This is a genomic window from Vreelandella neptunia, assembly GCF_022489065.1.
Classification (GTDB): Bacteria; Pseudomonadota; Gammaproteobacteria; order Pseudomonadales; family Halomonadaceae; genus Vreelandella; species Vreelandella neptunia_A.
This window is the reverse complement of record NZ_JAKVTW010000004.1, coordinates 128184-151838: the sequence shown is the minus strand read 5'-3', so window position 1 is coordinate 151838 and position 23655 is coordinate 128184. Positions and strand designations below refer to the sequence as shown.

The following is a 23655-nucleotide window of genomic DNA, read 5'->3' as shown; positions in this document are numbered from 1 at the left end:
TAAGCCTATGACCGAGCAGAGCCCAATCGCTTTTAGCAGCCTTGTTAGCGCGATTACCCAACAGATAGAGCAAGCACGCGGGCAGGTTCGCCAAGCCGTGAATACGGCCATGGTACAAAGTTACTGGGAAATAGGCCGTTTAATTGTCGAGCACGAACAGCAAGGCAATAGCCGTGCCGAGTATGGTAAGCAGCAGCTACAACAGCTCTCACAACAGCTTACCGAGCGACTAGGCAAAGGCTTCGATGTCACCAACTTGCGCAATATGCGCCAGTTTTACCAGAGCTTTCCAATTCGCGACGCAGTGCGTCTCGAATTGAGTTGGACGCACTACCGCACCTTACTGCGGGTGGAGAATACCCAAGCCCGCGACTGGTATTTACACGAAGCTATCAACCAAAGCTGGAGCGCCAGATCTCTAGAACGCCAGATAAGCACTCTCTATTACGAGCGCTTGCTGGCCAGCCAAGACAAATCCCTGGTGGAAGCAGAAGCCCAACATAACACTCAGCCACTGGCAGAAACCGCCAAAGACTATCTGCGTGACCCTTACATTCTGGATTTTCTTAATCTGCAGGATAAAACCTATCAGGAAAGCCAGCTAGAACAGGCCATTATCAGCAACCTGCAGCAGTTTTTACTGGAACTGGGTAAAGGTTTTGCTTTTGTGGAGCGCCAGCAGCGCATCCGCTTTGATGATGAAGACTTCTACATCGATTTGGTGTTTTACAACTTCAAGCTGAAGTGCTTTTTGCTCGTGGATCTAAAGCTCGGCAAGCTCAAGCATCAGGATATCGGCCAAATGGATACCTACGTGCGCCTATACGATGAGCAGCGCAAAGACAGCGATGATAACCCCACCATCGGCCTAGTGCTGTGCAGCGAAAAAAGCGAAGCAGTGGTGAAGTATTCGGTGCTAGCCGAGCAAAAACAGCTGTTTGCGGCGAAATACTTACCGTATTTGCCCTCAGAGGATGAGCTCAAACGCGAGCTAGAGCGCGAACGGGCTCAGGCAGTGGAACAGCTTCAGCAGCAGGGGCTGGGCGATGAGTGATCGGCAACGGAAAAAAGACACTATAGTATCTAAAATCAGCCTAAAACAGCCATAATGGACATAATAATATCCAGCCTAAGAATAACAACCTAAGCTCCGTTTTCTACTGCTAGACGATACCGACGTACAGGAAGCCTTTGCAGCCCACCTAGGCTTAACCACGCACTCTCTATTTTATTAGATGAGCTTTTATGCCGAAGCAGCGACAAAGCCAGATTACATAGATGTGGAGTGTAAATGTAATGACAACGCCTCTACACTCAACACGACATGAACCCCAGCCAGCGCGAGTAGCTAACACGCTTAGCCAAACAGTTCACCAAAGAATTGATTCTCAATCGAGACACTGTTAACTCACTTCCCGCTTTCCAAAGCGGTGCTAAGCAGTTTGATGAAGTACTTGGTGGATAGTCGGACATAATGTTGGAAAAACCCTATTGCGGGTGATCAAGGCAAAAAGAGAACACTCACGCCCCAGTAAATAGAAAAGGTGCTTAGATGGATGATGTAATTGCCAGGCTCCGTCAGTTTCGGGATGACCGGGATTGGAAACAATTTCATAACCCAAAAGATTTATCCTTAGCCCTCAGCATAGAGGCAGCAGAACTGTTAGAGGTATTTCTCTGGAAAAACCCCGAAAAAGCCAATGTTGATAAGGTAAAAGAAGAGCTAGCAGATGTATTCGCCTACGCTTTTCTTTTGGCGGATAGCTATGGACTAGATGTTAGGAAAATCATGCTCGATAAGATCGAGCTGAACGAAATTAAATATCCCGTCAACAAGGCAAAAGGTTCAGCTAAGAAGTACACCGAACTATGAATTACGAACCTTTGGTTGACGTCCAGCGCCACCCCTTCAGCCAGGTTGCCCTGATCGATTTGCGCGCTAACGCTTTCGCAGCTGGCAATTGGCCTTTGGTGTACATCCTTAGTGACGAGCAGCATCTGCGGGCCTACATTGGAGAAACCACTAATACCCTTGCCCGTATGAGCACGCACCTCAAGCACAACGAGAAGCAGCTTCTTACAGCTGTTCATTTGATCACCAGTGAATATTTTAACAAGTCCGCCACACTGGATATCGAATCGATGCTGATCAAGTACATGGCTGCTGATGGCAAATACTCTCTACTCAATGGCAATCTTGGGCTGGCAAATCATAACTACTACCAACAGAACGCACTCTACGATGAGGTTTTTCGGGAAGTATGGAACCGATTGATTGCCCATGGCGTCGTTTCACGCACACTCGAGCACCTCGATAACTCCGATGTATTCAAGTACTCCCCCTATAAGTCCCTGTCCTTGGATCAGCGCCAGGGTCTACTCACCATAATGCACGAAATATTAAATCCCAGAATAAAAAATATCGTGCTGGAAGGGGGGGCAGGTACGGGTAAATCCGTACTGGCGATATTCCTGTTCAAACTGCTCAACTCAGAAGAACACCGGTTTGATTTACGAGAGTTCTCAGACGAGGAAGCTGAGATCCAGGCTCTTTTAACAAAGCTGAAGCAGGCCCTACCAAAGCCTAAAATGGCGCTGGTGGTGCCGATGACTTCCTTCAGAACCACGTTAAAAAAAGCCTTCAAACACGTATCAGGGCTGAGCCCAAGTATGGTAATCAGCCCGTCTGAACTGTCTCGTCAACACTACGATATAGTTTTAGTGGACGAGTCCCATCGCTTACGAAAACGGAAAAACCTCGGTGCCTACTTTGGTGCCTTCGATAAGACCTGTAACGTTCTGTGTATGGACAAGTATAGCTGTAGCGAAGTGGACTGGGTCTGCAAGCAATCTGACAAAGCAATATTTTTCTATGACCAAGATCAGTCCATCAAGCCGTCCGACGCGGATACCGATGTTTTTAAGAACCTTAAGTCTGCACAGGACTCAGTAACACATAAACTGCTTTCCCAGTTCCGTGTAAAAGGAGGGCAACCTTATGTGGAGTTTGTCGATAACTTGCTCAATGGTCGTTTGAAAAATAGAGCGATGCTTACTGAGAGGAACTACGAATTCGTGATGTTCGACTCACTCAGCGACATGGTGAATACCATTTCTGAAAAAGAAAGGCAGGTTGGACTATCTCGGCTGATTGCAGGTTACGCTTGGCCATGGATTTCCAAGAAAGACCCAAAGGCTCACGACATCGTCATCGGTGATGTACGACTCCGCTGGAACAGCACCAATACAGACTGGATCAACACAAAGCACTCACACAAGGAGGTTGGCTGTATTCATACTACGCAGGGCTACGATCTCAACTATACCGGTATCATCTTTGGCAAAGAGATCCGATATGACAAGAAGAACCAGTCAATCGTGATAGACAGGAAAAACTATTTTGACCGAACTGGTGGGCAAGGTATCCAAGATCCGGCTGAGCTAAAGCAGTACATCATCAATATCTATAAAACTATCATGCTTCGCGGCATCCGCGGCACCTTCGTTTATGCATGTGACAATGATTTGCGGGAATATTTGAAACAGCATATTCCTCTTCATACCTCAGCAAATGCAACACATGAACCTACAGTGGAAGAACTCGTCCCCTACGTTAATGCTGTGCCTTTATTCGACCTACAGGTGGCTGCGGGCGACTTCAGCGAACCTCAGACCGCCGAACACGATGAATGGGTCGCTTTGCCCTACGGTGTTAGACCGCGAGAGGGGATGTTTGCTTGCAGGGTGATAGGTGAATCAATGAACCGAGTTATTCCCAATGATACCCTGTGCCTGTTCCGGCCAGATAATGGTGGTTCTCGAAATGGGAAGACAGTTCTCATTGAATGCATCGATAATATTGATGCTGACACCAATTCACGTTACACCGTAAAAGTGTATAAAAGCTTCAAAGTTGCAGACGAGCACGGCTGGCAACACACCCACATCCAGCTTAAACCGAACTCTTATGACGATAGCTTCAAACCACTTGAACTGACCGAAGATGAAGCCGTACGGTATCGGGTGGTCGGCGAGTTTATTTGTGTAATTGATTAACTATACAAATAGTAGCTAGGCATATTTAATGCTCTACCACTGTTTCAAAAAGATACAATTCAATCAGTTAATATTTCCACAACCCAACAGAAAACTTACTGAGCGAAGTAAGAGGACAAACCTGAATTTATCAGTGGCATAACCAGCGCATGAATATGCTAGTCATTCTTAGTAGTTTCATTTGGCCTCTCTTTATTCAAAATAGAAAAAATACTCTTCTTTACTCTATTGGGCTCGATGCACGGTACTGCTAGACTCAATTTAATAATTGTACTATCCACGTTGAAGATAGAGACACAGGAAAGCCCCCGTATGACCAAGGCAAATATCAACGCCCAGATGCTGACCTGGGCGCGCGAGCGCTCCGGCATCCCGGTGCCTGAATTTGCACATAAGTGTGGGGTGAATGAAGAAAAACTGCTGGCATGGGAAGCGGGTAAAAAGCCCATCACCTTCCACCAGGCGATGCAGTTTGCCGAAAAAGCTTACGTCCCTTTTGGATACCTGTTTCTTACAGAGCCACCCGAAGAAGTGTTGCCCATTCCTGACCTTAGAACGCTGGAAGGCCAAGGTGTCACTCGCCCGAGTGCTGAGCTTTTAGATCTGATCAAGCTAATGCTTCAGCGCCAGGAGTGGTACCGGGACTATTTAAAGCAGCACTTTGCCGAGCCCAACCCAAATGTTGGCCGCTTTTCTGCCAATCACTCTGTCGATGAAATCGTCGCCGACATGCGCACCCAGTTAGGCGTTGGGGATCACCCTAAGCGCGGCAAATGGGATGAATATTATCGCGATTTGACCCAGCGAATCGAAGCGTTGGGAATTCTGGTTATGCGCCAAGGCAATCTTGGACATCACACACGCCCTTTGCGAGTCGAAGAGTTCCGCGGGTTTGCCATTGTAGATGACTATGCACCTATCATTTTCGTCAATCATGGCGATGCGCTAGGTGCGCGCTTATTTACTCTGATCCATGAGCTTTGTCATATTTGGATTGGGCAGTCTGGCATTTCCGATGGAAACGCTAATACGCACCGCCAACAAGAAGTGCTTTGTAATGCCGTCGCGGCAGAGTTTTTAGTACCAGAACAAGAATTCAGCTCTCTTTGGCAACACGATTTAGCGCACTGGCAAGATAACTTACCTGCGTTGGAAGCCCACTTTCACGTCAGCACCTGGGCATTGGCGCGCCGAGCTCTAACGCTCAATTTTATCTCTCAAGCGCAATACGGTCGTTATATTGCTGAACAGCAGGCGCAGCACAAAGCAAATGAGAGCAGTGGTGGGCCAACCTACTACCAGACTAAAAAAGCCCAAATCAGCCAATCATTTTCTAGGGCGGTTGTCAGTGAAGCGCTTAGCGGTCAGTTGATGTTACGCGAAGCTAGTGCCCTGCTAGGCGGAGTAAAACCGAATAAAATAGAGCGCTTCGCTAAGGAGCTGGGCATTTGAGATATTTACTAGACGCAAATACCTATATCGAAGCAAAAAACCAGTACTACGGAATGGATATTTGCCCCGCTTACTGGGACTGGCTGGATAAGCAGTTTGCGCGAGGTACCATAGCCAGTGTCGATATGATTGGCCGAGAGCTAAAAGAAGGCAACGACGAGCTGGCAAACTGGGTTCACGAGCGGCCAGACCACTTTATCAGCAACGATGATGAGCTTACCCAAACACTGTTTGCAGATATCGTTCAGTTCGTTATGGAAGGCGACTATAACCCCGGCAATCGCGATAACTTCCTGGCAAAAGCCGATCCGTGGATTATCGCCAAAGCTAAAGCCATTGGCGCAAGCGTGGTAACGCATGAAGCTGTCGCGGCCGTTAATACGCGTAAAGTCAAAGTCCCTAATATCTGCCAACAGTTTGAAGTACCCTGCCTCAACACCTTCCGGTTTCTGCGGGAATTAGAAGCTCGGTTTGTTCTCGGCCAATGATTAGCAGTACAAGAGCTGCTTAAAAGGGCAAGCTTACTGCCGCATATTTGAGAGCCTTATAGCGTCGAGTTTGAGCCGCCAAGTATAAGCAATCACTCTATTTTTGAAACGGCAACACATCCGCTTGCTTCGACCGGCCAGCCCTCCTGGTATTACGCTTAAGCTTGATAGGCACCACGTTATCCCCAGCATCAAACTGAACACTTAGGTAACCTGGGCGTAAATTACATAGCATCTCGATAGTTGCTGGCGGTAAACCAATCTGGTGGACTAACTCAGTGCGCTCAAAGATGCCGCTATCTACCAAAAGGTGGGCGCCGCGCATCATCAACTTGGGTTGCTCGAAAGCCAGGGTATCATCGCCTGGCTCGCCTTTCGTCCATTTACGAGCCGAACGCCCTTTCCACAGCCTTAGCTCTAACTGTTCTGTCAGCAGCAATAAATCACGGCAGCGCACGATCATTGATGCCACCGAGACTTTCCAGCGCGACTTAAGCGAAAGCAGGTTATCGAGCGTTGGCCATACCACCTCTTGCGCAAAACTCTCGGGCGGCATTAAGAATGCGCTGGCAAAGCGGTGCGCTTGCCCTTCTAGTAGATCATACAGCTCTTTTTTAGCGTATTGCGCAGCCGGTATTTTGGAGTGCAGCACGACATGCCCAAGTTCATGCGCGGCATCAAAGCGGTTACGAATGGCATTTGCTTTGTCCTCAGCGATCAGCACATAGGGTCGGCCATCTAAAACGGAGACATGGGAAACACCGTCCATTTTGACGTGCCCCAGTGTGGCGCGAGTGCAAATAATCCCCGCATTTTCCATTACTTGGATAACGTTTGGGATAGGGGCAGAGCCCAGCTTCCAAGCCTCACGGCACTCTCTGGCGATGTCTTCGATTTCCTCGTCGCAGATCAATCGGCAATCGTCCGCGTCCAACATCGGCACATTTACTTCTGGCCAATCCATCGCATCTTGAAAGAAGTCAGAGATTTCTTGGAGCCACGCTAAATAGAGCTGTGATCTTTCACGTGCCTGCTTGTGAACAGAGGCTTGAGAACGGAAAAAATAAGGTCGCTGGCTTTCCTGAATAACAGGAGGAACTGGCTTTAAAAACCACATACGCGAAACGTGAAACACGTGGCAAAGGCGATCAAATGACTCGGCCTCAGGTAGCTGGGTACCTTTTTCCCAGGCCGAAACCGTACTGGAAGAGCACCCTACTTGCTCTCCCAGCTCCGCGAGGGTCAGATTTTGAGCCATGCGCAGTTGGTTCAACCGCTGGCCTTGAAAGCCATCAACCCCTGTTCTCATGTCACTCGTTTCCACCTTCACTTTGATCTCGGTTCTCTGCGCGACGCATCCTATCACGCAGGGTCGGATAGGCAATATCTTCCACCTCATCGCCCGCTTCGCTGTAGTACTGCCACAACTGGCCTACATCAATAAACAAATGAAACCCTGCCCGAGGATCACTGTAAGGCACCGCGATGGCCACACCGATTGGACTGCTATGGTCGCTGCTGTCTGTCCATTTCGTTGTGTGGGGGAGCAATAACGCATGAAGTGCCTCTTGGCTGGGCCCCAAAGGTGAGGCGGATGCCTTAAAAAGATCAGGATGTTGTTTCTCCAGCCTTTTATTGATGAGCCCAAGCAGCCGCCTAAAACGGGCATCACGTATGGGTGGCGTCCTTCCCATGGTGATAACGCTCGTGGTGATTTGCATGCTCCCAGCACAAACCAGTGCATAGTGGCCACCAGCAGGTTTAGTGACTTGGTTACTTACTTCAAAGTTCTCATCTTTTGGCAGGCTCAGCAGTGCCTCCTGCACCGTAAAATGATGGGACTGCGGCCCGGGTCCTGCTAGGGGCACATGCCTATAAGTCTCTTTGAGGTGGCTTTCGCTCTTCTGAAAAGCCGCCTCTATGCTTTCGAGCATTTGCTGTAAGCGATAGCTAGGTAGCTCCTGACAAATAAAGCGGCACAGCTCTTCTTTGTTCAGTTCTGCTTGATTCACGAGCGGCTCCTGGGCAGAACAACGATCCGGCAAAGCGGATTATAGGACTATATTTTCCTGTTATCCATGTAACCATAAGCATTGGGTAGAGCCATAACCGAAAAACATTGTCAGTTACAACAACGTTCGTTGCACCATTGCGCCATAAATAACCGTGACACTCAAAAATTTTGAAACTATACTTTCAAAATTTACGTATTAATGAAGGTATAGCTCTATGCCATCTCGTTCAGCGGTTGTGTTCCCCAAGGATCTCAAGGTATTAAAAGTGCTGGGCGAGAACGTCATGCTTGCCATGAAGCGCCGTAAAATCACCCAAACCCAGCTCTCAGAGCGCACGGGGCTTTCTATGCCCACACTGCGCAATATTTTGCGTGGTGAGCCCAGCGTCTCAATGGGCCATTACCTAGTGGTGTTATCGTCGCTTGGATTTGCTAGCGATTTAGCGAAGGTAGCATTAGATGATGAGTTTGGACGTAAACTGCAAGATATCGAGCTACTAAGAACGACCAACAGAGCCTCTATCAAATCGAAAAACGCTAGCACTGTGGTTTACCGCCCTTCCACTGAAGGCAGGCGGTGATCGTGAGCAAATCGATATGGGTCTACGCTGATTGGCTTGCTATGCAACCGACTGAGCTAGTTGGGAGGCTGGAAGTCGACCTGGTTCGGGGCAGCGAAGTCTACCGCTTCGCGTACGCAAAGACATGGCTCGACTCTCCGTTTGCTGTGCAGATTGACCCTGAGTTGCAGCTGTTTTCGGGTGATCAGTTCAATAATGACGCGCGCAACTTCCGTGTGTTCCTTGATTCTTGCCCCGATAGATGGGGGCGCCTGCTCATGCAGCGGCGTGAAGCCGTTGTGGCTAGGCAAGAGGGTAGGCGTTTAGTAAAACTCAACGAATCCAACTATCTCCTGGGTGTGCACGATACGTTTCGCATGGGCGGGTTGCGCTTTAAGTTGCAAGAAGATGGCCCTTTTCTCGATAACAATCAGCAGTTGGCTGCGCCGCCATTATCCAGCCTGAGAGAATTGGAGTTTGCAGTCAGCCAAATAGAGCTACAGCCTGATTTGGATAGCCCCGATTACCTAAAGTGGCTGAATATGCTGATTTCACCCGGCTCGTCGTTGGGCGGGGCGAGGCCAAAAGCCTGTGTCATGGATGGCGATGAACTCTGGCTAGCAAAATTCCCCAGCCGGTATGACGATTACGATATAGGCGCATGGGAATATTTGCTTTATCGCATGGCGGTGGATGCAGGCATCGAAATGGCGCCTTGCCGACTTGAGCGGTTCAATAGTTCCCACCACACCTTTCTAACCCAGCGCTTTGACCGTGTTGGCAGCTTACGTCAGCACTTTAGTTCAGCGATGACCCAGTTGGGTTATTACGATGGCGATGCAGGCGCGAGCTATCTTGAGCTAGCCCAGTTTCTTATTGAGCAAGGAGCCAATACTGAGCAGGATCTGCACCAGCTTTGGCGCAGAATGGTGTTCAACATACTTGTCTCAAACGCTGATGATCATCTGCGCAACCATGGCTTCTTGCTAGCGGAAAATAATAGCGGCTGGCGACTATCGCCCGCCTACGATATCAATATCTCGCTAGGGGCTGTAGGGCTGCATTTAAATATCGACGAGCACTCCAATGCGCTGGATTTAGAGTTAGCGCTGGAAGTTTCACCCTATTTTCAGCTGTCACCAAGTGAGGCACGGCTAATTATTGATCAGCTCCAAAAGATAACGCGCCAGTGGCAGCAATATGCCAATGAAATAGGTATTCACCGGCAAGAGCAGCAGTTAATCGCATCCGCCATTATATGAAACTATAACTTAAAAAAATAAAATATTTAGAAACTATAGTATCAACTATCATTACTCAATATTTTGGATTTGCTCCCGCATCTGCTCGATCAATACCTTCAGCTCCACCGCACAGCGGGTGGTTTCGGCCACCACGGATTTCGATGAGAGCGTGTTGGCTTCACGGTTGAGTTCCTGCATCAGGAAGTCCAAACGGCGGCCTTTGGGGCCTTTCTGAGCGAGCTGGTGACTCACTTCTTCGATATGCGCCGTTAAGCGGTCTAACTCTTCATCCACATCGGCTTTTTGGGCCACCAGCACCAGCTCGGCCTCCAGGCGTTGTGGGTCGAGTTCAGTTTTGGCGACTTCCAGGCGCTCCAGCAGTTGGGCGCGTTGGCGCTCTAGAATCTGCGGTAGCAGGCTGCGCACGGTGGTCACTTGCTCGCTCACCGCCGTCAGGCGGGTGGTGATCATCTCGGCGAGCTTTTCGCCTTCACGGGCACGGGCGTCAATCAGCTCATTCAGTGCCTGATCAAACAGGGTTTTGGCGGCGGCTTTGATGGCCTCTTGATCCAGATGCTGGGTTTCCATTACGCCGGGCTGGTTGAGTAGCGCAAGTGTGGTGGGCGGCACGGCGCTGGGCACCTGCTGCTGAATGGCGGTTAGCGCATCCGCAATGGCGGCTAGGCGGACGCTGTTAACGGCGGGGGCTTGGGCAGTTTCGGCGCTCTCAAACCTTACGCTGCACTCGACTTTGCCACGTGCCAAGCCGGTGCGCAGCGCTTCACGGAGCACTGGTTCTAGGTCACGCAGACTTTCGTGCAGGCGGAAGTGAGGCTCTAAATAGCGCTGGTTCACCGAGCGGATTTCCACCTGCAGGGTGCCAAACGGGGCAGCCTGCTCAGTACGGGCAAAGGCGGTCATGCTGTGTACGCGGCTGGAAGTGGCCATGGTTTATCCTGGTAGTTAATAACGGTGTATAAAGCATTGCCCTAGGCTTTGTACCAAAACTGACTGCGCTCGGCCATGCGGTGTTAAAAAACGGCTCGTGCGCGAGTCCGATCAAAATGCTCATTTACACTCCGTAAACTCCGCTTTTTCGCCGTTTTTTGCCTTGCCTGACCTTCGCTCGCCGACTTTTCGTACAAAGCCTAAATGGCTAGCCTATTCATTCGATTCAATAAGCGCTGTGCGAAAGAGCGCATCAAACACCCATTATGTCTGGCTGAACCTCTATGAGCAGATGCGGATCCTGCGGTGGCGTATCAATCAGTTCGAAGACGCGGTCGATCATCTCGATCACATTTTGCCGCACCATCATCAAACGCGGATGAAAGGCAGCGGCCAGGGGATCCCAGTCAAAACAACCAAAAATAATGTCATCTAGATAATAGCCATTTAGCTGTAACCCGCGAACGATGCCCTCAAGAGAAATCGTGGAGTTGACGAACATAGCGCTGGGCAGAGTAGACCGCTTACACATGTATGTTTCCAACGCAGCCTGGGCCTTATCGGCAGCATAATCGCAGGGGAGAATATTCTCTTCCGCCGTCGCCAATCCCACCTCTTCTCTGGCTTGCTTGAAGCCGGCAATACGCTCGCGAGTATTGTGATCTCCATCACGGCCGCCAATAAATAGCACCGGATCATCACTGCGCTTCTCTTCAGCCAGGCGGTTGAGAATGGCATGGGTAAGCTGTCGCGCGCCCTCACGGTTATTGGAAATCACCGACGGCGCCTTACTGCCAGGAAGGTCGAGATTAAGGCTTTGCACGCCGCTCTCTGCACACATCTGCGCAATCGTATCTGGATCCGTTGCGCCGGTGCATACCAGGCACTCGACACGGTAAGCCAGCATCATTCGGGCGGCTTCACACTCTTGCTTGGGATCTCGATTCGTACACGAAACAATCGCAAACAGCCCCCGACGCCGTGCTTCGGATTCGAAGTGCTGGGCTATCGAACTGAAGTAGCGGTTGTCGTAAAGCGGCAGGATCATGCCGATGATACCTGAGCGCTCGCGCCGCAAGGCACGGGCCTGCATGTTGGCCGAGTAGCCCTCCGACTGGGCGAGCGAAAGAATTTTGCTGGCCAGTTTCTTGCTAATACGACGGCGCTGCCAAGTGCCGTTGAGCACGGCACTGACGGTACTGGGCGATGTTTCTGCCAACCTCGCCAGGTCGTAAATAGTCAGCCGCTTGGATGAAGAGTCGCTAACCACGTGGCAGCTCCTTGCGATTAGATAAAAGTAGCATTGACGTGATGATGCATTAGATCAATCCTATGCCATGCACAACCGATTGTGCATGCTCGATTTAAAACAATAACGATAGCGATGACGCATCGCTTAGGTACCACTCAACGTATCCAGCACTGTGTAAAGTTTCTGTGCATTAAATTCCTATGCATTGTGAGGCTCGGAAGCGTCTGCGCCATTTCATTTGACCATGGCGCAACGTACAGCAGCACTATTAAAGCGCTTCAATGCACGCTATTCCACTGACTGGGTCAGCCAACAGCAAGCAGGAAATCACATTGAAATACAAAGCATTTCTTACCGCAGCTACGCTAACAGGCATTATCGGCAGCACCGGCGCAATGGCTCAAGAATCCCCCACTATCGCCGTGGTCGCCAAGGTGGGTGGCATCCCCTGGTTCAATGCTATGGAGATGGGCATTGAGCAGATGGGTGAAGAGCTGGGCGTCGAGGCCTATATGGTAGGCCCTACCAGCGCTGACCCCGCCCTGCAGGTGCGTGCGATAGAGGATCTGATAAGCCGTGGCGTTGATGTCATTGGGGTTGTCCCGAATGATCGCGAGGTTCTTGAGCCGGTATTGGAACGGGCACGTGCTCAGGGAATTATCGTACTGACACATGAAAGCCCCGAATCGGTCAACATCGACTACGACTTTGAAATGATTTCCGCGCAGCAGTTAGGTGAAGAGCACGCCAAGCTATTGGCTGACAGCACCGGCTGCGAAGGCTCCTATGCCGTTTACGTTGGCGGCCTCAGCGTGCCCGCTCACAACGCCTGGGCCGATGCAGCCGTGAACTGGCTCGATGAGAACTGCTCGGGCTTGACCCAAGCCGCTGATCGTTTCGGCGTGGCCGAAAGCGTCGATGACAGCCGCAACACCACCCTGGACTTGCTGCGTGCCCACGAAGATTTGGCCGGCATCATGTCATTTGGTAGCCAGGGAACCATCGGCGCTGCTCGGGCCGTGAAAGAGCGGGGGCTGGAAGGGGATGTCGCCGTTATGGGCCTGTTCTCTCCGGGCCAGGGGCGACGCCTGGTGCACGAAGGTGTGATTACCGGTGGTTTCCAGTGGAGCCCACTGGAGGCAGGCAAAGCGTTCGTTGCCCTGGGTGAGATGCTCTATAACGGCGAAGAGATTGCCGATGGCGCCGACTTGCCGGTACTGGGTGAAATTACCCTGGATGGCAAAACGATCTTTGCCTCACAGCCACTCAAGCTGAGCAAAGATACCGTGGATGAGCTGGCAGAGCTCGGCCTGTAAGACTGCGCTTATTGATCGTGTAAAGGCTGCCGCGCTCCTGAAGAGCGCGGCAGTGATGTTAAGAGAGGAGCCTCCAATGGGCGATATCGCGATTCGAGCGCGTCACGTTAGCAAGATTTTCGGTCAAAGCCGGGTGCTCGATGATGTCGAATTCGAACTTCGCCGGGGTGAGGTGCTTTGCCTTGCAGGTGAAAATGGCTGTGGCAAAAGCACGCTGATTAAAATTATCAACGGGGTATACACGCCTGAAGCGGGGGTAGAGTTTTCGTTTGGCGATGAAACCCTCTCTGCCATTAGCCCGATAGAGGCGCGCAGCCGGGGTATCCACGTTATCTGGCAAGACCTCGCGCTGTTCCCGCACCTGACCGTCGCGGAAAATATCGTCTTTGATGACTACGTTGCCAAACCTTGGCGGCCTATTTCCTCTAAAGAGGCGCTGACGCAATCCCTCGAGATCATTCAGCAGTTTGGCCTCGACCTGGATCCGATGGCCCGTGTTGAAGACCTCTCGATTGCTCACCGTCAACTCGTTGCGATTTGCCGGGTGCTGCGTGCAGGGGCCAGTATCATTTTTATGGATGAACCCACCGCCTCGCTTACCTATAAAGAGGTGCAGACGCTGCTGGGCATTACCCGCTCACTGGCGGCGAAAGGCATTTCCATTGTCTTGGTCAGCCACCGGCTGGTGGAAGTGCTGGAGGTCTGCCAACGCGTCACCGTGCTCCGCAACGGCAAGTTGGTCGGCACTTACCCCACCGAGGGAATGACCCAGGCACGACTTTCAACCCTGATGACCGGGCTGGAACTTGAGTTTACCCCCCGTGCTGAAACGCACAAAGGCGCCCCGGTACTGGAGCTTAAAAACTTAAGCCGCGAGGGTGAATTTGAAAACATCTCTTTCACCCTGCATCGGGGTGAAATTCTCGGCCTGACGGGTTTGCTGGGCGCAGGGCGTACCGAAATAGCCCACACGATTTTTGGGATGACCCAGCCCACTTCGGGGCAGCTGCTAAAAGAGGGGCAGCCGCTGACGCTTCGCTCCAATCGCGATGCCGTGCGCCATCGCATTGCCTACCTCTCTGAAGACCGACTCAATCTTGGCCTGGTGCAAAACCAGTCCATCAATATGAATACCGCAGTGACCGTCCTACCAAAACTGGAAAAACCGCGCTTTTTTCTCTCCCCTCAGCGCATCAAGGCACTGACCGCCCACTGGATTGAGCAGCTTAAAACCAAGGTGAGTGATGCCGAGCTTGCCGTCTCCTCGTTATCCGGCGGTAACCAGCAACGCATTGCACTTGCTAAATGGCTGGCCACCGAACCCGAGGTGCTCATTCTTGACTGCCCGACGATTGGCGTCGATGTAGGCGCCAAAGCCGGTATTTTCGACATCATCAGGAATCTTGCCGACCAGGGCATGGCCATCATTCTGATTTCGGATGAGGCGGGGGAAATCTGGATGAATGCAGATCGTGCGCTCGTATTGCGCGAGGGGCGCATCTACTCCGAGGTCACACCTGCGGAGACCACGGAAGAAGCGCTGGAGGCGATCATCAATGCATAAGCGACTGCTAAACAGAAGGATCGGCACTGAAGGTACTCTATTAGGTATCCTCATGCTGCTGTACGTGGTGTTGGCACTAGCGACCGATAGCTTTCTTACCCTTCAGAACCTGTTCGACCTGCTTAACAATCAGTCGGTCAATATCATTTTTGCCGTGGGCCTGGTCGTCGTGCTGATTGCGGGAGGGATAGATATTTCCTTCGCAGTGGCGGCATCCGTGGTGCAGTACGTGGTGCTGACACTGCTGATGAATTACCTGGGCGGAGGCAGTTGGTTACTTGGCATCCTGCTTTCGATGCTGGTTGGCATGCTACTGGGGCTCTTCAATGCGCTGCTGATCCATCGCTTCCGAATCGTTTCGATCATCGTCACCATCGGCACATTTAACCTGTTTTTCGGCCTCTTGATGTACTTCACCAGCGGAGTGTCCATCTACGATATTCCCGATTGGCTCTACTACTCCGTTCCACTGCTTGACCTACCCGCCGAACGCGGATCAGCCACGCTCTACTTACCCGCTGCCGTCATGGTGGTGATGGTCATACTCACCTGGTTCATTCTGGCCCGTACCGGTTTTGGTCGCGCGATCTACGGTTTCGGATCAAGCCCCGAGTCCGCTCGCCGCTCTGGCGTTAGCGCCTGGAAGATCTATGCCTTTGCCTACGGCTGGCTGGGGCTATGCGCAGGGGTAGCGGGCCTGATGCAGGCGCATATCGTGCAAGAGGTCGTGCCCAACGCCCTGATAGGCCAGGAGTTGCCGATTCTGGCAGCTGTCGTGCTAGGCGGCGCGACCCTGGGTGGCGGGCGCGGCTCAGTGCTCGGCGCCGTACTGGGTGTACTGCTTCTCGCCGTTGTCCAAAACGGCCTGAACCTGCTGGGCGTCACTCCTTACGCCTTCCGCATGATTGTCGGGCTGATCATCTTGATTGCGATCACCACCAGCAACCTCGGCAACCTGTTGCCCCGCACTTCCAAGGCGAGGAACGTATGAATAAGCGCCTGAATAAACAGCCCTCCACGGCCAGGCTCCGCCTGGGTGGCGATACCATTGAGGTCATCGCCATGACGGCTCTGCTCATCGGCAGCATTGGCCTCTTCTCGCTACTGGCACCGGGCTTTCTGACCGCCACTAATTTTGGCTCGATGTCGATGCAGTTGCCGGAACTGGGGCTGCTTTCACTAGCGATGCTGCTGCCCATTATTTCCGGTGGCCTGAACCTCTCAGTGACCTTTACCGCCAATATCACAGGCTTGATGACCGCCTGGCTGGTTCAGGGGTTACTGGCGGGCATGGGCATACTAAGTGTTCCCATGGCGATTATCGCCGGGCTTGCCGTTGGCGCTGCCGCAGGCTTTTTGATTGGCGTTATCGTTGCCTATGTGGGCGCCCACCCCATTTTAGTATCGCTGGGCGCGATGATTTTTCTCCAAGGGGTAGGTGAGTTTTTAACCCGCGGCGGTGGTATTTCCGGCATGCCGGAGGTATTTCAGACCATCGGTAGCGGCAGCTTTTTGGGCATCCCCATCCCCATGCTGATCTTTCTCGCCGCTGCCGCCGGGCTGATGTACATCATGCATTTCACCCGCACCGGCTTCTCGATTTATATGCTGGGCTCCAACCCACGCGCGACGGAGTACTCGGGCGTTAACGTCAAACGCGTGCTGATCACCGTCTACACGATTTCCGGCATTTTGGCAGGGTTAGCGGGCATGGTAATGCTCGCCCGCTTTAACTCTGTACGTGTAGGCCATGGCGAGAGCTACCTACTGATTACGGTGTTGGCCTGTTTTCTGGCCGGGGCAAACCCCTTTGGTGGCTTTGGCCGCGTACTGCCACTGGTGCTGGGCTTGATGAGCCTGCAGGTCATCGCTTCCGGCATGAACCTGATGGGCGCCAGCCAGCATCTTGCCACCGCGGTATGGGGGGCTTTTCTAATTATTGTCATGGCACTGCGTATGCCATTTATTAAACAGTCTTGAGTAAGGTTTTCCATGAGTCGTCAAGTGCATGTTCTAGGCATCGATATTGGTACTGGCAGCGCCCGGGCGGGCATTTTCACGCCGGACGGCGTGATGCTGGCCGAAGCGAAAACACCCATTGCAATGCATCGCCCTGCCGAGCATCACGTGGAGCAGAGCTCAACGGATATCTGGCGCGCGGTATGCAGCGCGACACAGCGCGCCCGCGAGGCTGCCGGTGTAACGGCAGATTCCATCACCAGTATGTCGGTGAGCGCCACCTGCTCGTTGGTGCTCCTTGATAAGCAGGATAAGCCGCTAGCGCTCTCACCGGGCGATGAGGCGTGGAATATCATTGTGTGGATGGATCACCGGGCAACCGCAGAAGCCGCTGAGTGCACGGCTACCCAGGCAGCGCCGCTGCGCAACCTGGGGGGCGTCATGTCTCCCGAGATGCAGATGCCTAAGCTCATGTGGTTGAAGCACCACCGGCCCGAGCTTTACGCCCAGATCGGCTACGCAGGTGATCTAGGCGACTGGCTAGGTTTTAAATGCACCGGCTCGCTTGAACGCTCGGTCTGCATGCTCTCCTGCAAGTGGACGTTTGACCCGCGCCCTGGACATGGCTGGGATCACGACTTTCTAAACCAGATCGATATGCAGGATGTACTCGAGTGCGCCCGCCTGCCCGAACAAGCCCTTCCCGTGGGCGTAGCACTTGGGCAGTTAACTGAAGAAGCCGCCAATGACTTAGGACTGACGACTCGGTGTACCTTCGCAGTGGGCATGATTGATGCCTATGCCGGTGCCCTTGGCACGCTAGGCAGAAGCCTCGCTGATGCTCCCGAGCGCCGGCTTGCGGTGATTGGCGGCACCTCAACCTGCCATATTGGCGCCCAGCCCGAACGGCGCGAGGTACCCGGTGTGTGGGGCCCCTATCCGGGGGCACTATGCGATGGTTTTGTGGCCAACGAAGGGGGGCAAAGCATCACCGGCGCCCTTCTAGATCACTTGGCGGCGCTATTTTCCGCCAGCAGTGAATTCGGCGACGATCTTCACGGCGCATTATCAGACCTGCTACTCGAACGCTTGGCAGCCGGGGACCCTGCCCCTGATACCCATGTTTGCCCTGATTTCATTGGCAACCGCTCGCCCTTGGCCGATCCGGAAATTCGCGGCACCATCACCGGATTGACCCTTGATACGCCTCGCGAGAGTTTCATCAAGGTCTATTGGGCGGCAGCCACCTCGCTGGTTTACGGCACCCGCGCCATCATAGAGCGCATGAATGCCCATGGTTATGCCATCGATACCCTACACCTCAGCGGAGGGCATGGACGTTCAGCACTATTACGCAAGCTCTATGCCGACGGTACCGGTTGTCGGGTTGTGCTGGCGGATGCCCCGGAACCCGTACTGCTTGGGGTAGCCGTAGCGGCCCTGGCTGCCCAGGGCAATGGTGAGGTGCTCAGCGTTGCCAATGGCCTCTCCCCAGGCGAACAAACAGTAGAGCCCGACCAGGCAATGCAAGCGCTGCACACTGTGCGTTATGCCGCTTTCAAGAAACTGTACGAAGGGCGCCTCGACTGACACAAACCACCTTTTTCAAAACGCTAGCTGGACGTTAGGCCCATCAGCACGAGCCCAGACGTGTACAATGGAGGGCTTTTCCCAGTTACGCGTTTATTGAGAGGTATTATTTGTGAGCAGTGCTAAGCGTCCTGATGTTGTGCGCCCCAGTGGTCGCGAAGCCGACCAGCTCCGTGAGATTCGCCTGACCCGCGACTTCACCCGCCATGCGGAAGGCTCCGTGCTGGTGGAGTTTGGCGATACCAAAGTGCTGTGTAATGCCAGCGTAGAAGCCGGTGTGCCGCGCTGGCTGCGCGGTAAGAATCAGGGTTGGGTCACCGCTGAATACGGCATGCTGCCCCGCGCCACTCACACCCGTAGTGGCCGTGAAGCGACCCGCGGCAAGCAAGGCGGCCGCACGCTGGAAATCCAGCGCTTGATTGGCCGCAGCCTGCGCGCCGCAGTGAATTTGAAGAAGCTGGGTGAGTTCACCATTACCGTGGATTGCGATGTGATCCAAGCGGATGGCGGTACCCGCACCGCGGCGATTACCGGTGGCTGTGTGGCGCTGATCGATGCGATCCGTTACCTACAGCGCGAGAAGAAGATCAAAGCCGACCCTTTCAAGCAGTTGGTCAGTGCTATTTCCGTGGGCATTTACAAAGGCGTGCCGGTGCTGGATCTGGATTACCCGGAAGACAGCAAAGCCGATACCGACCTGAACGTGGTGATGACCGAAAGCGGCGAGTTAATCGAAGTGCAGGGCACCGCCGAAGCAGGTGCCTTTACTCGCGCCGAGCTGAACGCAATGCTTGATTTAGCCGAAACAGCCGGTGGTGAGCTGCGTGAGAAGCAGCGCGAAGCCCTGGGCATTCGTGGATAGGATAGTTTAGCAAACACTATTGCTGGCGAACTCTTTCGCCAGCAATAGCTATATGCCTTTACTTAACAGCAGTCACTACTAATTCCAAAAGAACATTCTCACCAAGGTCGGCAACACCTAACGTAGCTCGGGCTGGAAGATGGTCAGCATCAAACCATTTAGTCCACACCTCGTTCATCCCTTTCTTAAGTTTTAAATCAGAAACATAAGCAGTTGCGGTAACAATTCGCTTATTGTCTGTGCCTGCCTCTGCTAAATACTGCTCTAACTTATCAAGCACTTGTTTGGTTTGACCTGCCATATCAAGCGTAAGATCATCAGCAATTATTCCACCAAAGAAAACAAAGCCATTCGCTTCTACAGCGCGGTGCATAATAGGTGTTTGGATATGTCGTTTAATCATAATAATCTCCAGTTTGCCTTAATTGGCGTACGTTAACTCGTCCTATTCAGGACAAGGTGTTTGAAACCTTTGAATAGAAAAAGGAGTGATGGGGAGCTTGGGCTCTCGCTCCATGGCAAGGTCGGCGACTATTTCTCCAGTAATGGGGCCTAACTGATAGCCGTGAGCTGAGAACCCAAAAGCGTGAATAACATTGTCGTGTTGACTGCTGAGTCCTATTACAGGAATGTGATCCTGCATAACTGCTTCGACGCCTGCCCAGGTTCGCATGATGCGTGCCTCTTTCATGAACGGAAACAGGCTGACGACGGTATCGGCATTCTCCGACAACCCATCTAAGCGGGTTTCGGCCACATGGCGAACAGTATCCACGACACCTCGCACCCCTCCTCCAATCAAAACAGTACCGTTCTCAAACTGCTTAAAAGATAATGGCCGTGACGTCGCGCCCACTACTGTCCCTAAAAATGGCGATAGTCGCTCAGTGATCATTAACATGGGAGCCTCAGCAGTGAGGGGAACAGGTTCTCCAAGCCATTTACAAAGCTCTCCTGCCCAAGCGCCAGCACAATTGACAAGCAAATCGGCATCAAAATGCTCTTCGCCTCCACTCAGACGCCAGCCATTTCCCTTAGGCTCTATCCCCGTTATCTCGATACCTTCACGGAAGCAGGCGCCCTGGCGTTCAGCTTCGCGACGCCAGGCAGTAACAGTGCGATAAGGGTTGGCAAAGCCATCGCCATCACACGCAAGCCCACCTGGACAATGGCCAGCCAACGCTGGTAGCCGCTTGCGTAGCTCATCACGGTTGATAAGCTTTTCATGGTGGAACCCCAGGTTATGCACTTGGCGCTCACGTTCGGTGAGGATGGCCATATCATTATCGCTTTCAGCCACCTTGATTTGCCCAACAGGACGAAACCCACAATCGTCACCGACAATACTCGTCATGTTCTGCCAGCGTTCCCAAGCAGCTATCGCTAACGGTATCTCAGCCGGGTGCCGGCCGAGCCGACGTACACCACCGGCATTGACGCCCGAGGCATGGCGACCGGCATAGGCCTTATCAATGACAGTGACCTCATACCCTTGATTGCTTAATCGCAATGCAGCACTACAACCATGAAATCCCGCACCCACAACCACTACACGACGAGACATCAGCCTTCCTCCGCCGCCTTTGCAAGCTGTCCGAGGGTGATCGGTTTGAAAGGTGGTCGCAGCCTGTAATAGCCGGTCTCTTCAACACTTTGCTGATTGGCGTCTGCCAGCAGTTCGCTCACGGTAATACCGCACATACGGCCTTGACACGGCCCCATGCCACAACGAGTGAACGACTTAGTTTGGTTGGGCCCTCGGCAGCCCATTTCGGCCATACGCCGGACTTCTCCGCCGGTTACCTCTTCGCATCGGCAGGCTAGCGTATCGTCATCGGGTAAACGCCATTGTTTTGCAGGTCTATACAACACATCGAGAAAAGGCCTAATCGCGGTGTCACGCGCTAGTGCTTTACGAATTGGTTGAGCGCGTTGAGTACTGTTCTCCAAGGTTAATTTACCTAGCGCCAGGGCAGCCCCCAGCCCCGCTAATTGACCTTGCATGCCCGCGGCCTTGGCTCCTACGATACCGCCGCCATCACCCGCTACGGCAATACCTGGGATATCGGTGCCCAGCCACTCATCCAGACGTGGTTTCCAAGCTAATTGCTGCTCATCCCACTCATGGTGGCAATCCACCGCCCGAGTAATTTGGGTATTGGGGATAACGCCTTGATGAAGCAGCAAGGTAGGCGTTTCAAGAGTCTGCCAATTATCATCGCCCTGTTGCTTCCATAAGACGCGCTCTAACTGACCACTACCTTCGGCGCGCAGAGCGCTTACGCCTTTAATGTGGCGAACACCTGCACGACGTAGTTCACGTAATAGTCCCACCCCCTTTAATAGGGTACTGGCATTACGTAACGCCCCAGGAACGTGCTTGAGAGCGGCGCGATAGCGATCCCGTGGCGTAGTATCAAGAATGGCCGCTATCTCGACACCTGCGCGAAGATACTGAGTCGCCAGCAGCAATAATAAGGGGCCACAGCCGGCTAGTACGACTGGTGCCTGGGGCACGGCCCCGGCACTCTTGAGCAATATTTGACCACTTCCTGCTGTCATGACCCCTGGCAACGTCCAACCAGGTATTGGCATAGGCCGCTCCATAGCTCCTGTGGCAAGGATAATATGTCGCGCACAAATCATTTCTGCCTTGTCATCATGCAATAGCCCAATTTCGCGCTGTCGGGTCAATTGCCACACGGTGGTTGCAGGACGATAGTCAATTTGAGGGTCTTTAAGCCCCTTGATTAGAGACTCGCCAGACCAGTAATCCTCGCCAAGAATCTGCCGATCACGCACAGGGGTACGTTCCAATGCACGATAAATTTGACCGCCCGCGGCAGGCTGCTCATCTATTACCACCGGCGTAATGCCATGCTCGAGGGCCATAGTTGCTGCGGCCATACCTGCTGGGCCTGTACCGAGAATGACTAGGTCATGCGTAATCATGAAATTAATCTCCTGGCACCCTGCTGTGTATGGACATGCATCCCATCGCGAACCTCCACTTGGCAAGCCTGAACATTGGGATTGCCATCAACTTCCACCAAACATTCAAAGCACACACCCATCATGCAGTAAGGGGCACGAGGGGCATTACTGACCGGCGTACTCCGGCAGATACTAATACCCGAAGTGAGTAATGCCGCAGCGACAGTATCGCCAGGGCGAGCCGTCACGGTCTGCTCATCAAAGCGGAAAGTTACTACCGCTTCGTTAGTGGCTTCAGGCGGGGATAGACGTTTGAACATGGAATCTCTCCGCAGTAAAAGGGGTAATTTCAGAAGGTGCTTCAGCGCCCGCAAACCAGGGCGCCAAACACTTTGCATGAGCTGCGGCTAAGGTCACACCGCTATGGCAACAAGCGATAAAAGCCCCAGGATGACTTTCAGATGCTTGATAAAGCGGGTAGCCATCAGGTGTCATAACTCTCAAGGCCCCCCAACTGCGAACCACTCGAGTATTTGCAAGTGCCGGTAGCGCTCTTACGGCGCGCTTAGCAATTTGAGCAAGCACGGGGGTTTCAGTACCATCATTGAAACCGACGTCTTCATGAGAGTCGCCCATTAGAATTGAGCCCTCTCCGGTCTGACGTAGATAGGTCGTTGGTAAGTTAAGCAGTGGTCGCATTCGTTCAGTAACCAGGATTTCACCCCGATTAGGGTTTAACGGCGCATCTAGCCCTACCTGCGGAGCTAGTTCTCGGTTGCCAAGCCCTGCAGCTAAAATGACACGGCCCGCCGTAATGGTTTGATGATTGCTCTCAATCACATAACTCTCCCCATTACGCCGAATCCTCTTTACCTTGCCAACAGCAAGGAAGCGGCCTCCATGGCAACGAATGCCAGCATGTAGCGCTCGAAGCAGATAAAGAGGATTAGCGTGCCCATCCCAGCTTGACCATGAAGCGCCCGTTACGCTTTCGCCAATTTCAGGAATCAGGTCACGTAACTGGCTATGGTTCAGCATTTTGAACGAAAACTGGCGATCCGTTGCTTGAGACAGTGCATCAAGATCTACTTCGCGACTCGCCAATTCCGCTTCGCTATAGCAAAGATGAACTCCCCCCGGGTTGTGGTGCTGAGTTGCGACCCCAGTCAACTCAAAGAGCTCTTGAGAAAGTGCCGACCACTTGGATGCAGAACACATACTCCATTGGGAATAACGCGGTATTTCTTGCCCTTTTCCTTGAACCCAAACCAATCCAAAATTACCTCGCGATGCACGATAGGCCACATCACCTTCATCTAGCACGCTAACTTGGTGACCTTGGCTGGCCAGTCCATAAGCAATTGCACTACCTACTAAACCCCCACCAATGACGGCGAAATCACACTGCTGCATAGT

At 52.6% G+C, this 23655-nt stretch carries 22 protein-coding genes; 13 read left to right on the top strand and 9 right to left on the bottom strand.

Features of this window, described 5'->3' with window-relative positions; all coding sequences use genetic code 11:
- Positions 1-7 precede the first annotated feature (7 nt).
- The 5 genes from MLE19_RS08390 to MLE19_RS08370 all read left to right on the top strand — a co-directional run bounded on the left by MLE19_RS08390 (position 8) and on the right by MLE19_RS08370 (position 5996).
- A complete protein-coding gene (locus MLE19_RS08390; RefSeq protein ID WP_240717725.1) occupies positions 8-1054 on the top strand; it encodes a PDDEXK nuclease domain-containing protein in 1047 nt (348 codons plus the stop codon).
- Between the two features lie 498 nt (positions 1055-1552).
- Positions 1553-1873, top strand: a complete 321-nt coding sequence (locus MLE19_RS08385; protein ID WP_240717724.1) for a nucleotide pyrophosphohydrolase — start codon at positions 1553-1555, stop codon at positions 1871-1873.
- Entirely contained in the window at positions 1870-4056 is a 2187-nt protein-coding gene (locus MLE19_RS08380; RefSeq protein ID WP_240717723.1) for a DNA/RNA helicase domain-containing protein, read from the top strand. The genes MLE19_RS08385 and MLE19_RS08380 overlap by 4 nt, the downstream gene beginning before the upstream one ends.
- 312 nt (positions 4057-4368) lie before the next feature.
- Positions 4369-5508: an ImmA/IrrE family metallo-endopeptidase gene (locus MLE19_RS08375; RefSeq protein ID WP_240717722.1), complete on the top strand. Its 1140-nt coding sequence runs from the start codon at positions 4369-4371 to the stop codon at positions 5506-5508.
- Positions 5505-5996: a DUF4411 family protein gene (locus MLE19_RS08370; RefSeq protein WP_240717721.1), complete on the top strand. Its 492-nt coding sequence runs from the start codon at positions 5505-5507 to the stop codon at positions 5994-5996. Before MLE19_RS08375 ends, MLE19_RS08370 begins: the two co-directional genes overlap by 4 nt.
- A gap of 97 nt (positions 5997-6093) precedes the next feature.
- Here MLE19_RS08370 and MLE19_RS08365 read toward each other — a convergent pair whose 3' ends face one another.
- Together MLE19_RS08365 and MLE19_RS08360 are read right to left on the bottom strand one after the other, a co-directional pair.
- Entirely contained in the window at positions 6094-7305 is a 1212-nt protein-coding gene (locus tag MLE19_RS08365) for a helix-turn-helix domain-containing protein (protein WP_240717720.1), read from the bottom strand.
- A gap of 1 nt (position 7306) precedes the next feature.
- Entirely contained in the window at positions 7307-8008 is a 702-nt protein-coding gene (locus tag MLE19_RS08360) for a hypothetical protein (protein ID WP_240717719.1), read from the bottom strand.
- Positions 8009-8225: 217 nt separating this feature from the next.
- Between MLE19_RS08360 and MLE19_RS08355 the strand changes: the two genes are divergently transcribed.
- Together MLE19_RS08355 and MLE19_RS08350 are read left to right on the top strand one after the other, a co-directional pair.
- A complete protein-coding gene (locus tag MLE19_RS08355) occupies positions 8226-8591 on the top strand; it encodes a helix-turn-helix domain-containing protein (RefSeq protein WP_240717718.1) in 366 nt (121 codons plus the stop codon).
- A gap of 2 nt (positions 8592-8593) precedes the next feature.
- Positions 8594-9832, top strand: coding sequence for a type II toxin-antitoxin system HipA family toxin (locus tag MLE19_RS08350; RefSeq protein ID WP_240717717.1), 1239 nt, complete (start codon positions 8594-8596; stop codon positions 9830-9832).
- A gap of 51 nt (positions 9833-9883) precedes the next feature.
- Here MLE19_RS08350 and MLE19_RS08345 read toward each other — a convergent pair whose 3' ends face one another.
- The gene (locus MLE19_RS08345) at positions 9884-10762 is read right to left on the bottom strand and encodes a YicC/YloC family endoribonuclease (RefSeq protein WP_240717716.1); all 879 of its coding nucleotides are present in this window, start codon (positions 10760-10762) and stop codon (positions 9884-9886) included.
- Positions 10763-11015: 253 nt separating this feature from the next.
- Positions 11016-12032: a substrate-binding domain-containing protein gene (locus tag MLE19_RS08340; protein ID WP_240717715.1), complete on the bottom strand. Its 1017-nt coding sequence runs from the start codon at positions 12030-12032 to the stop codon at positions 11016-11018.
- 263 nt (positions 12033-12295) lie between these two features.
- On the opposite strand from MLE19_RS08340, the gene MLE19_RS08335 reads away from it, so the two are divergent.
- The 6 genes from MLE19_RS08335 to rph all read left to right on the top strand — a co-directional run bounded on the left by MLE19_RS08335 (position 12296) and on the right by rph (position 19305).
- Entirely contained in the window at positions 12296-13330 is a 1035-nt protein-coding gene (locus tag MLE19_RS08335) for a substrate-binding domain-containing protein (protein ID WP_240717714.1), read from the top strand.
- Between the two features lie 76 nt (positions 13331-13406).
- Entirely contained in the window at positions 13407-14894 is a 1488-nt protein-coding gene (locus tag MLE19_RS08330) for a sugar ABC transporter ATP-binding protein (RefSeq protein ID WP_240717713.1), read from the top strand.
- The gene (locus MLE19_RS08325) at positions 14887-15885 is read left to right on the top strand and encodes an ABC transporter permease (protein WP_240717712.1); all 999 of its coding nucleotides are present in this window, start codon (positions 14887-14889) and stop codon (positions 15883-15885) included. Before MLE19_RS08330 ends, MLE19_RS08325 begins: the two co-directional genes overlap by 8 nt.
- Positions 15882-16874 carry an ABC transporter permease gene (locus MLE19_RS08320; protein ID WP_240717711.1) on the top strand — a complete coding sequence of 331 codons (993 nt, stop codon included), beginning with the start codon at positions 15882-15884 and terminating at the stop codon, positions 16872-16874. Before MLE19_RS08325 ends, MLE19_RS08320 begins: the two co-directional genes overlap by 4 nt.
- A gap of 12 nt (positions 16875-16886) precedes the next feature.
- A complete protein-coding gene (locus tag MLE19_RS08315) occupies positions 16887-18443 on the top strand; it encodes an FGGY family pentulose kinase (protein WP_240717710.1) in 1557 nt (518 codons plus the stop codon).
- A gap of 139 nt (positions 18444-18582) precedes the next feature.
- Entirely contained in the window at positions 18583-19305 is a 723-nt protein-coding gene (gene rph / locus MLE19_RS08310; protein ID WP_240717842.1) for a ribonuclease PH, read from the top strand.
- 58 nt (positions 19306-19363) lie between these two features.
- On the opposite strand, the gene MLE19_RS08305 is transcribed toward rph, so the two are convergent.
- The 5 genes from MLE19_RS08305 to MLE19_RS08285 are packed head-to-tail and all read right to left on the bottom strand — an operon-like array spanning position 19364 to position 23652.
- Positions 19364-19708, bottom strand: coding sequence for a RidA family protein (locus tag MLE19_RS08305; protein WP_240717709.1), 345 nt, complete (start codon positions 19706-19708; stop codon positions 19364-19366).
- Between the two features lie 42 nt (positions 19709-19750).
- Positions 19751-20869 (bottom strand): NAD(P)/FAD-dependent oxidoreductase, encoded by a 1119-nt coding sequence (locus tag MLE19_RS08300; RefSeq protein ID WP_240717708.1) that lies wholly within the window; start codon positions 20867-20869, stop codon positions 19751-19753.
- Positions 20869-22257 carry an NAD(P)/FAD-dependent oxidoreductase gene (locus MLE19_RS08295; protein WP_240717707.1) on the bottom strand — a complete coding sequence of 463 codons (1389 nt, stop codon included), beginning with the start codon at positions 22255-22257 and terminating at the stop codon, positions 20869-20871. The genes MLE19_RS08300 and MLE19_RS08295 overlap by 1 nt, the downstream gene beginning before the upstream one ends.
- Positions 22254-22559 carry a (2Fe-2S)-binding protein gene (locus MLE19_RS08290; protein ID WP_035556259.1) on the bottom strand — a complete coding sequence of 102 codons (306 nt, stop codon included), beginning with the start codon at positions 22557-22559 and terminating at the stop codon, positions 22254-22256. Before MLE19_RS08290 ends, MLE19_RS08295 begins: the two co-directional genes overlap by 4 nt.
- A complete protein-coding gene (locus tag MLE19_RS08285; RefSeq protein ID WP_240717706.1) occupies positions 22534-23652 on the bottom strand; it encodes an NAD(P)/FAD-dependent oxidoreductase in 1119 nt (372 codons plus the stop codon). Before MLE19_RS08285 ends, MLE19_RS08290 begins: the two co-directional genes overlap by 26 nt.
- Between the last annotated feature and the right edge of the window lie 3 nt (positions 23653-23655).

What these genes read in the sequence shown, in the direction of transcription:
- MLE19_RS08305 (WP_240717709.1), bottom strand. Translation starts at nt 19,708, where the DNA reads ATGATTAAACGACATATCCAAACACCTATTATGCACCGCGCTGTAGAA.
- MLE19_RS08355 (WP_240717718.1), top strand. Translation starts at nt 8,226, where the DNA reads ATGCCATCTCGTTCAGCGGTTGTGTTCCCCAAGGATCTCAAGGTATTA.
- MLE19_RS08365 (WP_240717720.1), bottom strand. Translation starts at nt 7,305, where the DNA reads ATGAGAACAGGGGTTGATGGCTTTCAAGGCCAGCGGTTGAACCAACTG.
- MLE19_RS08295 (WP_240717707.1), bottom strand. Translation starts at nt 22,257, where the DNA reads ATGATTACGCATGACCTAGTCATTCTCGGTACAGGCCCAGCAGGTATG.
- MLE19_RS08380 (WP_240717723.1), top strand. Translation starts at nt 1,870, where the DNA reads ATGAATTACGAACCTTTGGTTGACGTCCAGCGCCACCCCTTCAGCCAG.
- MLE19_RS08320 (WP_240717711.1), top strand. Translation starts at nt 15,882, where the DNA reads ATGAATAAGCGCCTGAATAAACAGCCCTCCACGGCCAGGCTCCGCCTG.
- MLE19_RS08385 (WP_240717724.1), top strand. Translation starts at nt 1,553, where the DNA reads ATGGATGATGTAATTGCCAGGCTCCGTCAGTTTCGGGATGACCGGGAT.
- MLE19_RS08390 (WP_240717725.1), top strand. Translation starts at nt 8, where the DNA reads ATGACCGAGCAGAGCCCAATCGCTTTTAGCAGCCTTGTTAGCGCGATT.
- MLE19_RS08330 (WP_240717713.1), top strand. Translation starts at nt 13,407, where the DNA reads ATGGGCGATATCGCGATTCGAGCGCGTCACGTTAGCAAGATTTTCGGT.
- MLE19_RS08335 (WP_240717714.1), top strand. Translation starts at nt 12,296, where the DNA reads ATGCACGCTATTCCACTGACTGGGTCAGCCAACAGCAAGCAGGAAATC.
- MLE19_RS08325 (WP_240717712.1), top strand. Translation starts at nt 14,887, where the DNA reads ATGCATAAGCGACTGCTAAACAGAAGGATCGGCACTGAAGGTACTCTA.
- MLE19_RS08290 (WP_035556259.1), bottom strand. Translation starts at nt 22,559, where the DNA reads ATGTTCAAACGTCTATCCCCGCCTGAAGCCACTAACGAAGCGGTAGTA.
- MLE19_RS08285 (WP_240717706.1), bottom strand. Translation starts at nt 23,652, where the DNA reads ATGCAGCAGTGTGATTTCGCCGTCATTGGTGGGGGTTTAGTAGGTAGT.
- MLE19_RS08300 (WP_240717708.1), bottom strand. Translation starts at nt 20,869, where the DNA reads ATGTCTCGTCGTGTAGTGGTTGTGGGTGCGGGATTTCATGGTTGTAGT.
- MLE19_RS08345 (WP_240717716.1), bottom strand. Translation starts at nt 10,762, where the DNA reads ATGGCCACTTCCAGCCGCGTACACAGCATGACCGCCTTTGCCCGTACT.
- MLE19_RS08375 (WP_240717722.1), top strand. Translation starts at nt 4,369, where the DNA reads ATGACCAAGGCAAATATCAACGCCCAGATGCTGACCTGGGCGCGCGAG.
- MLE19_RS08315 (WP_240717710.1), top strand. Translation starts at nt 16,887, where the DNA reads ATGAGTCGTCAAGTGCATGTTCTAGGCATCGATATTGGTACTGGCAGC.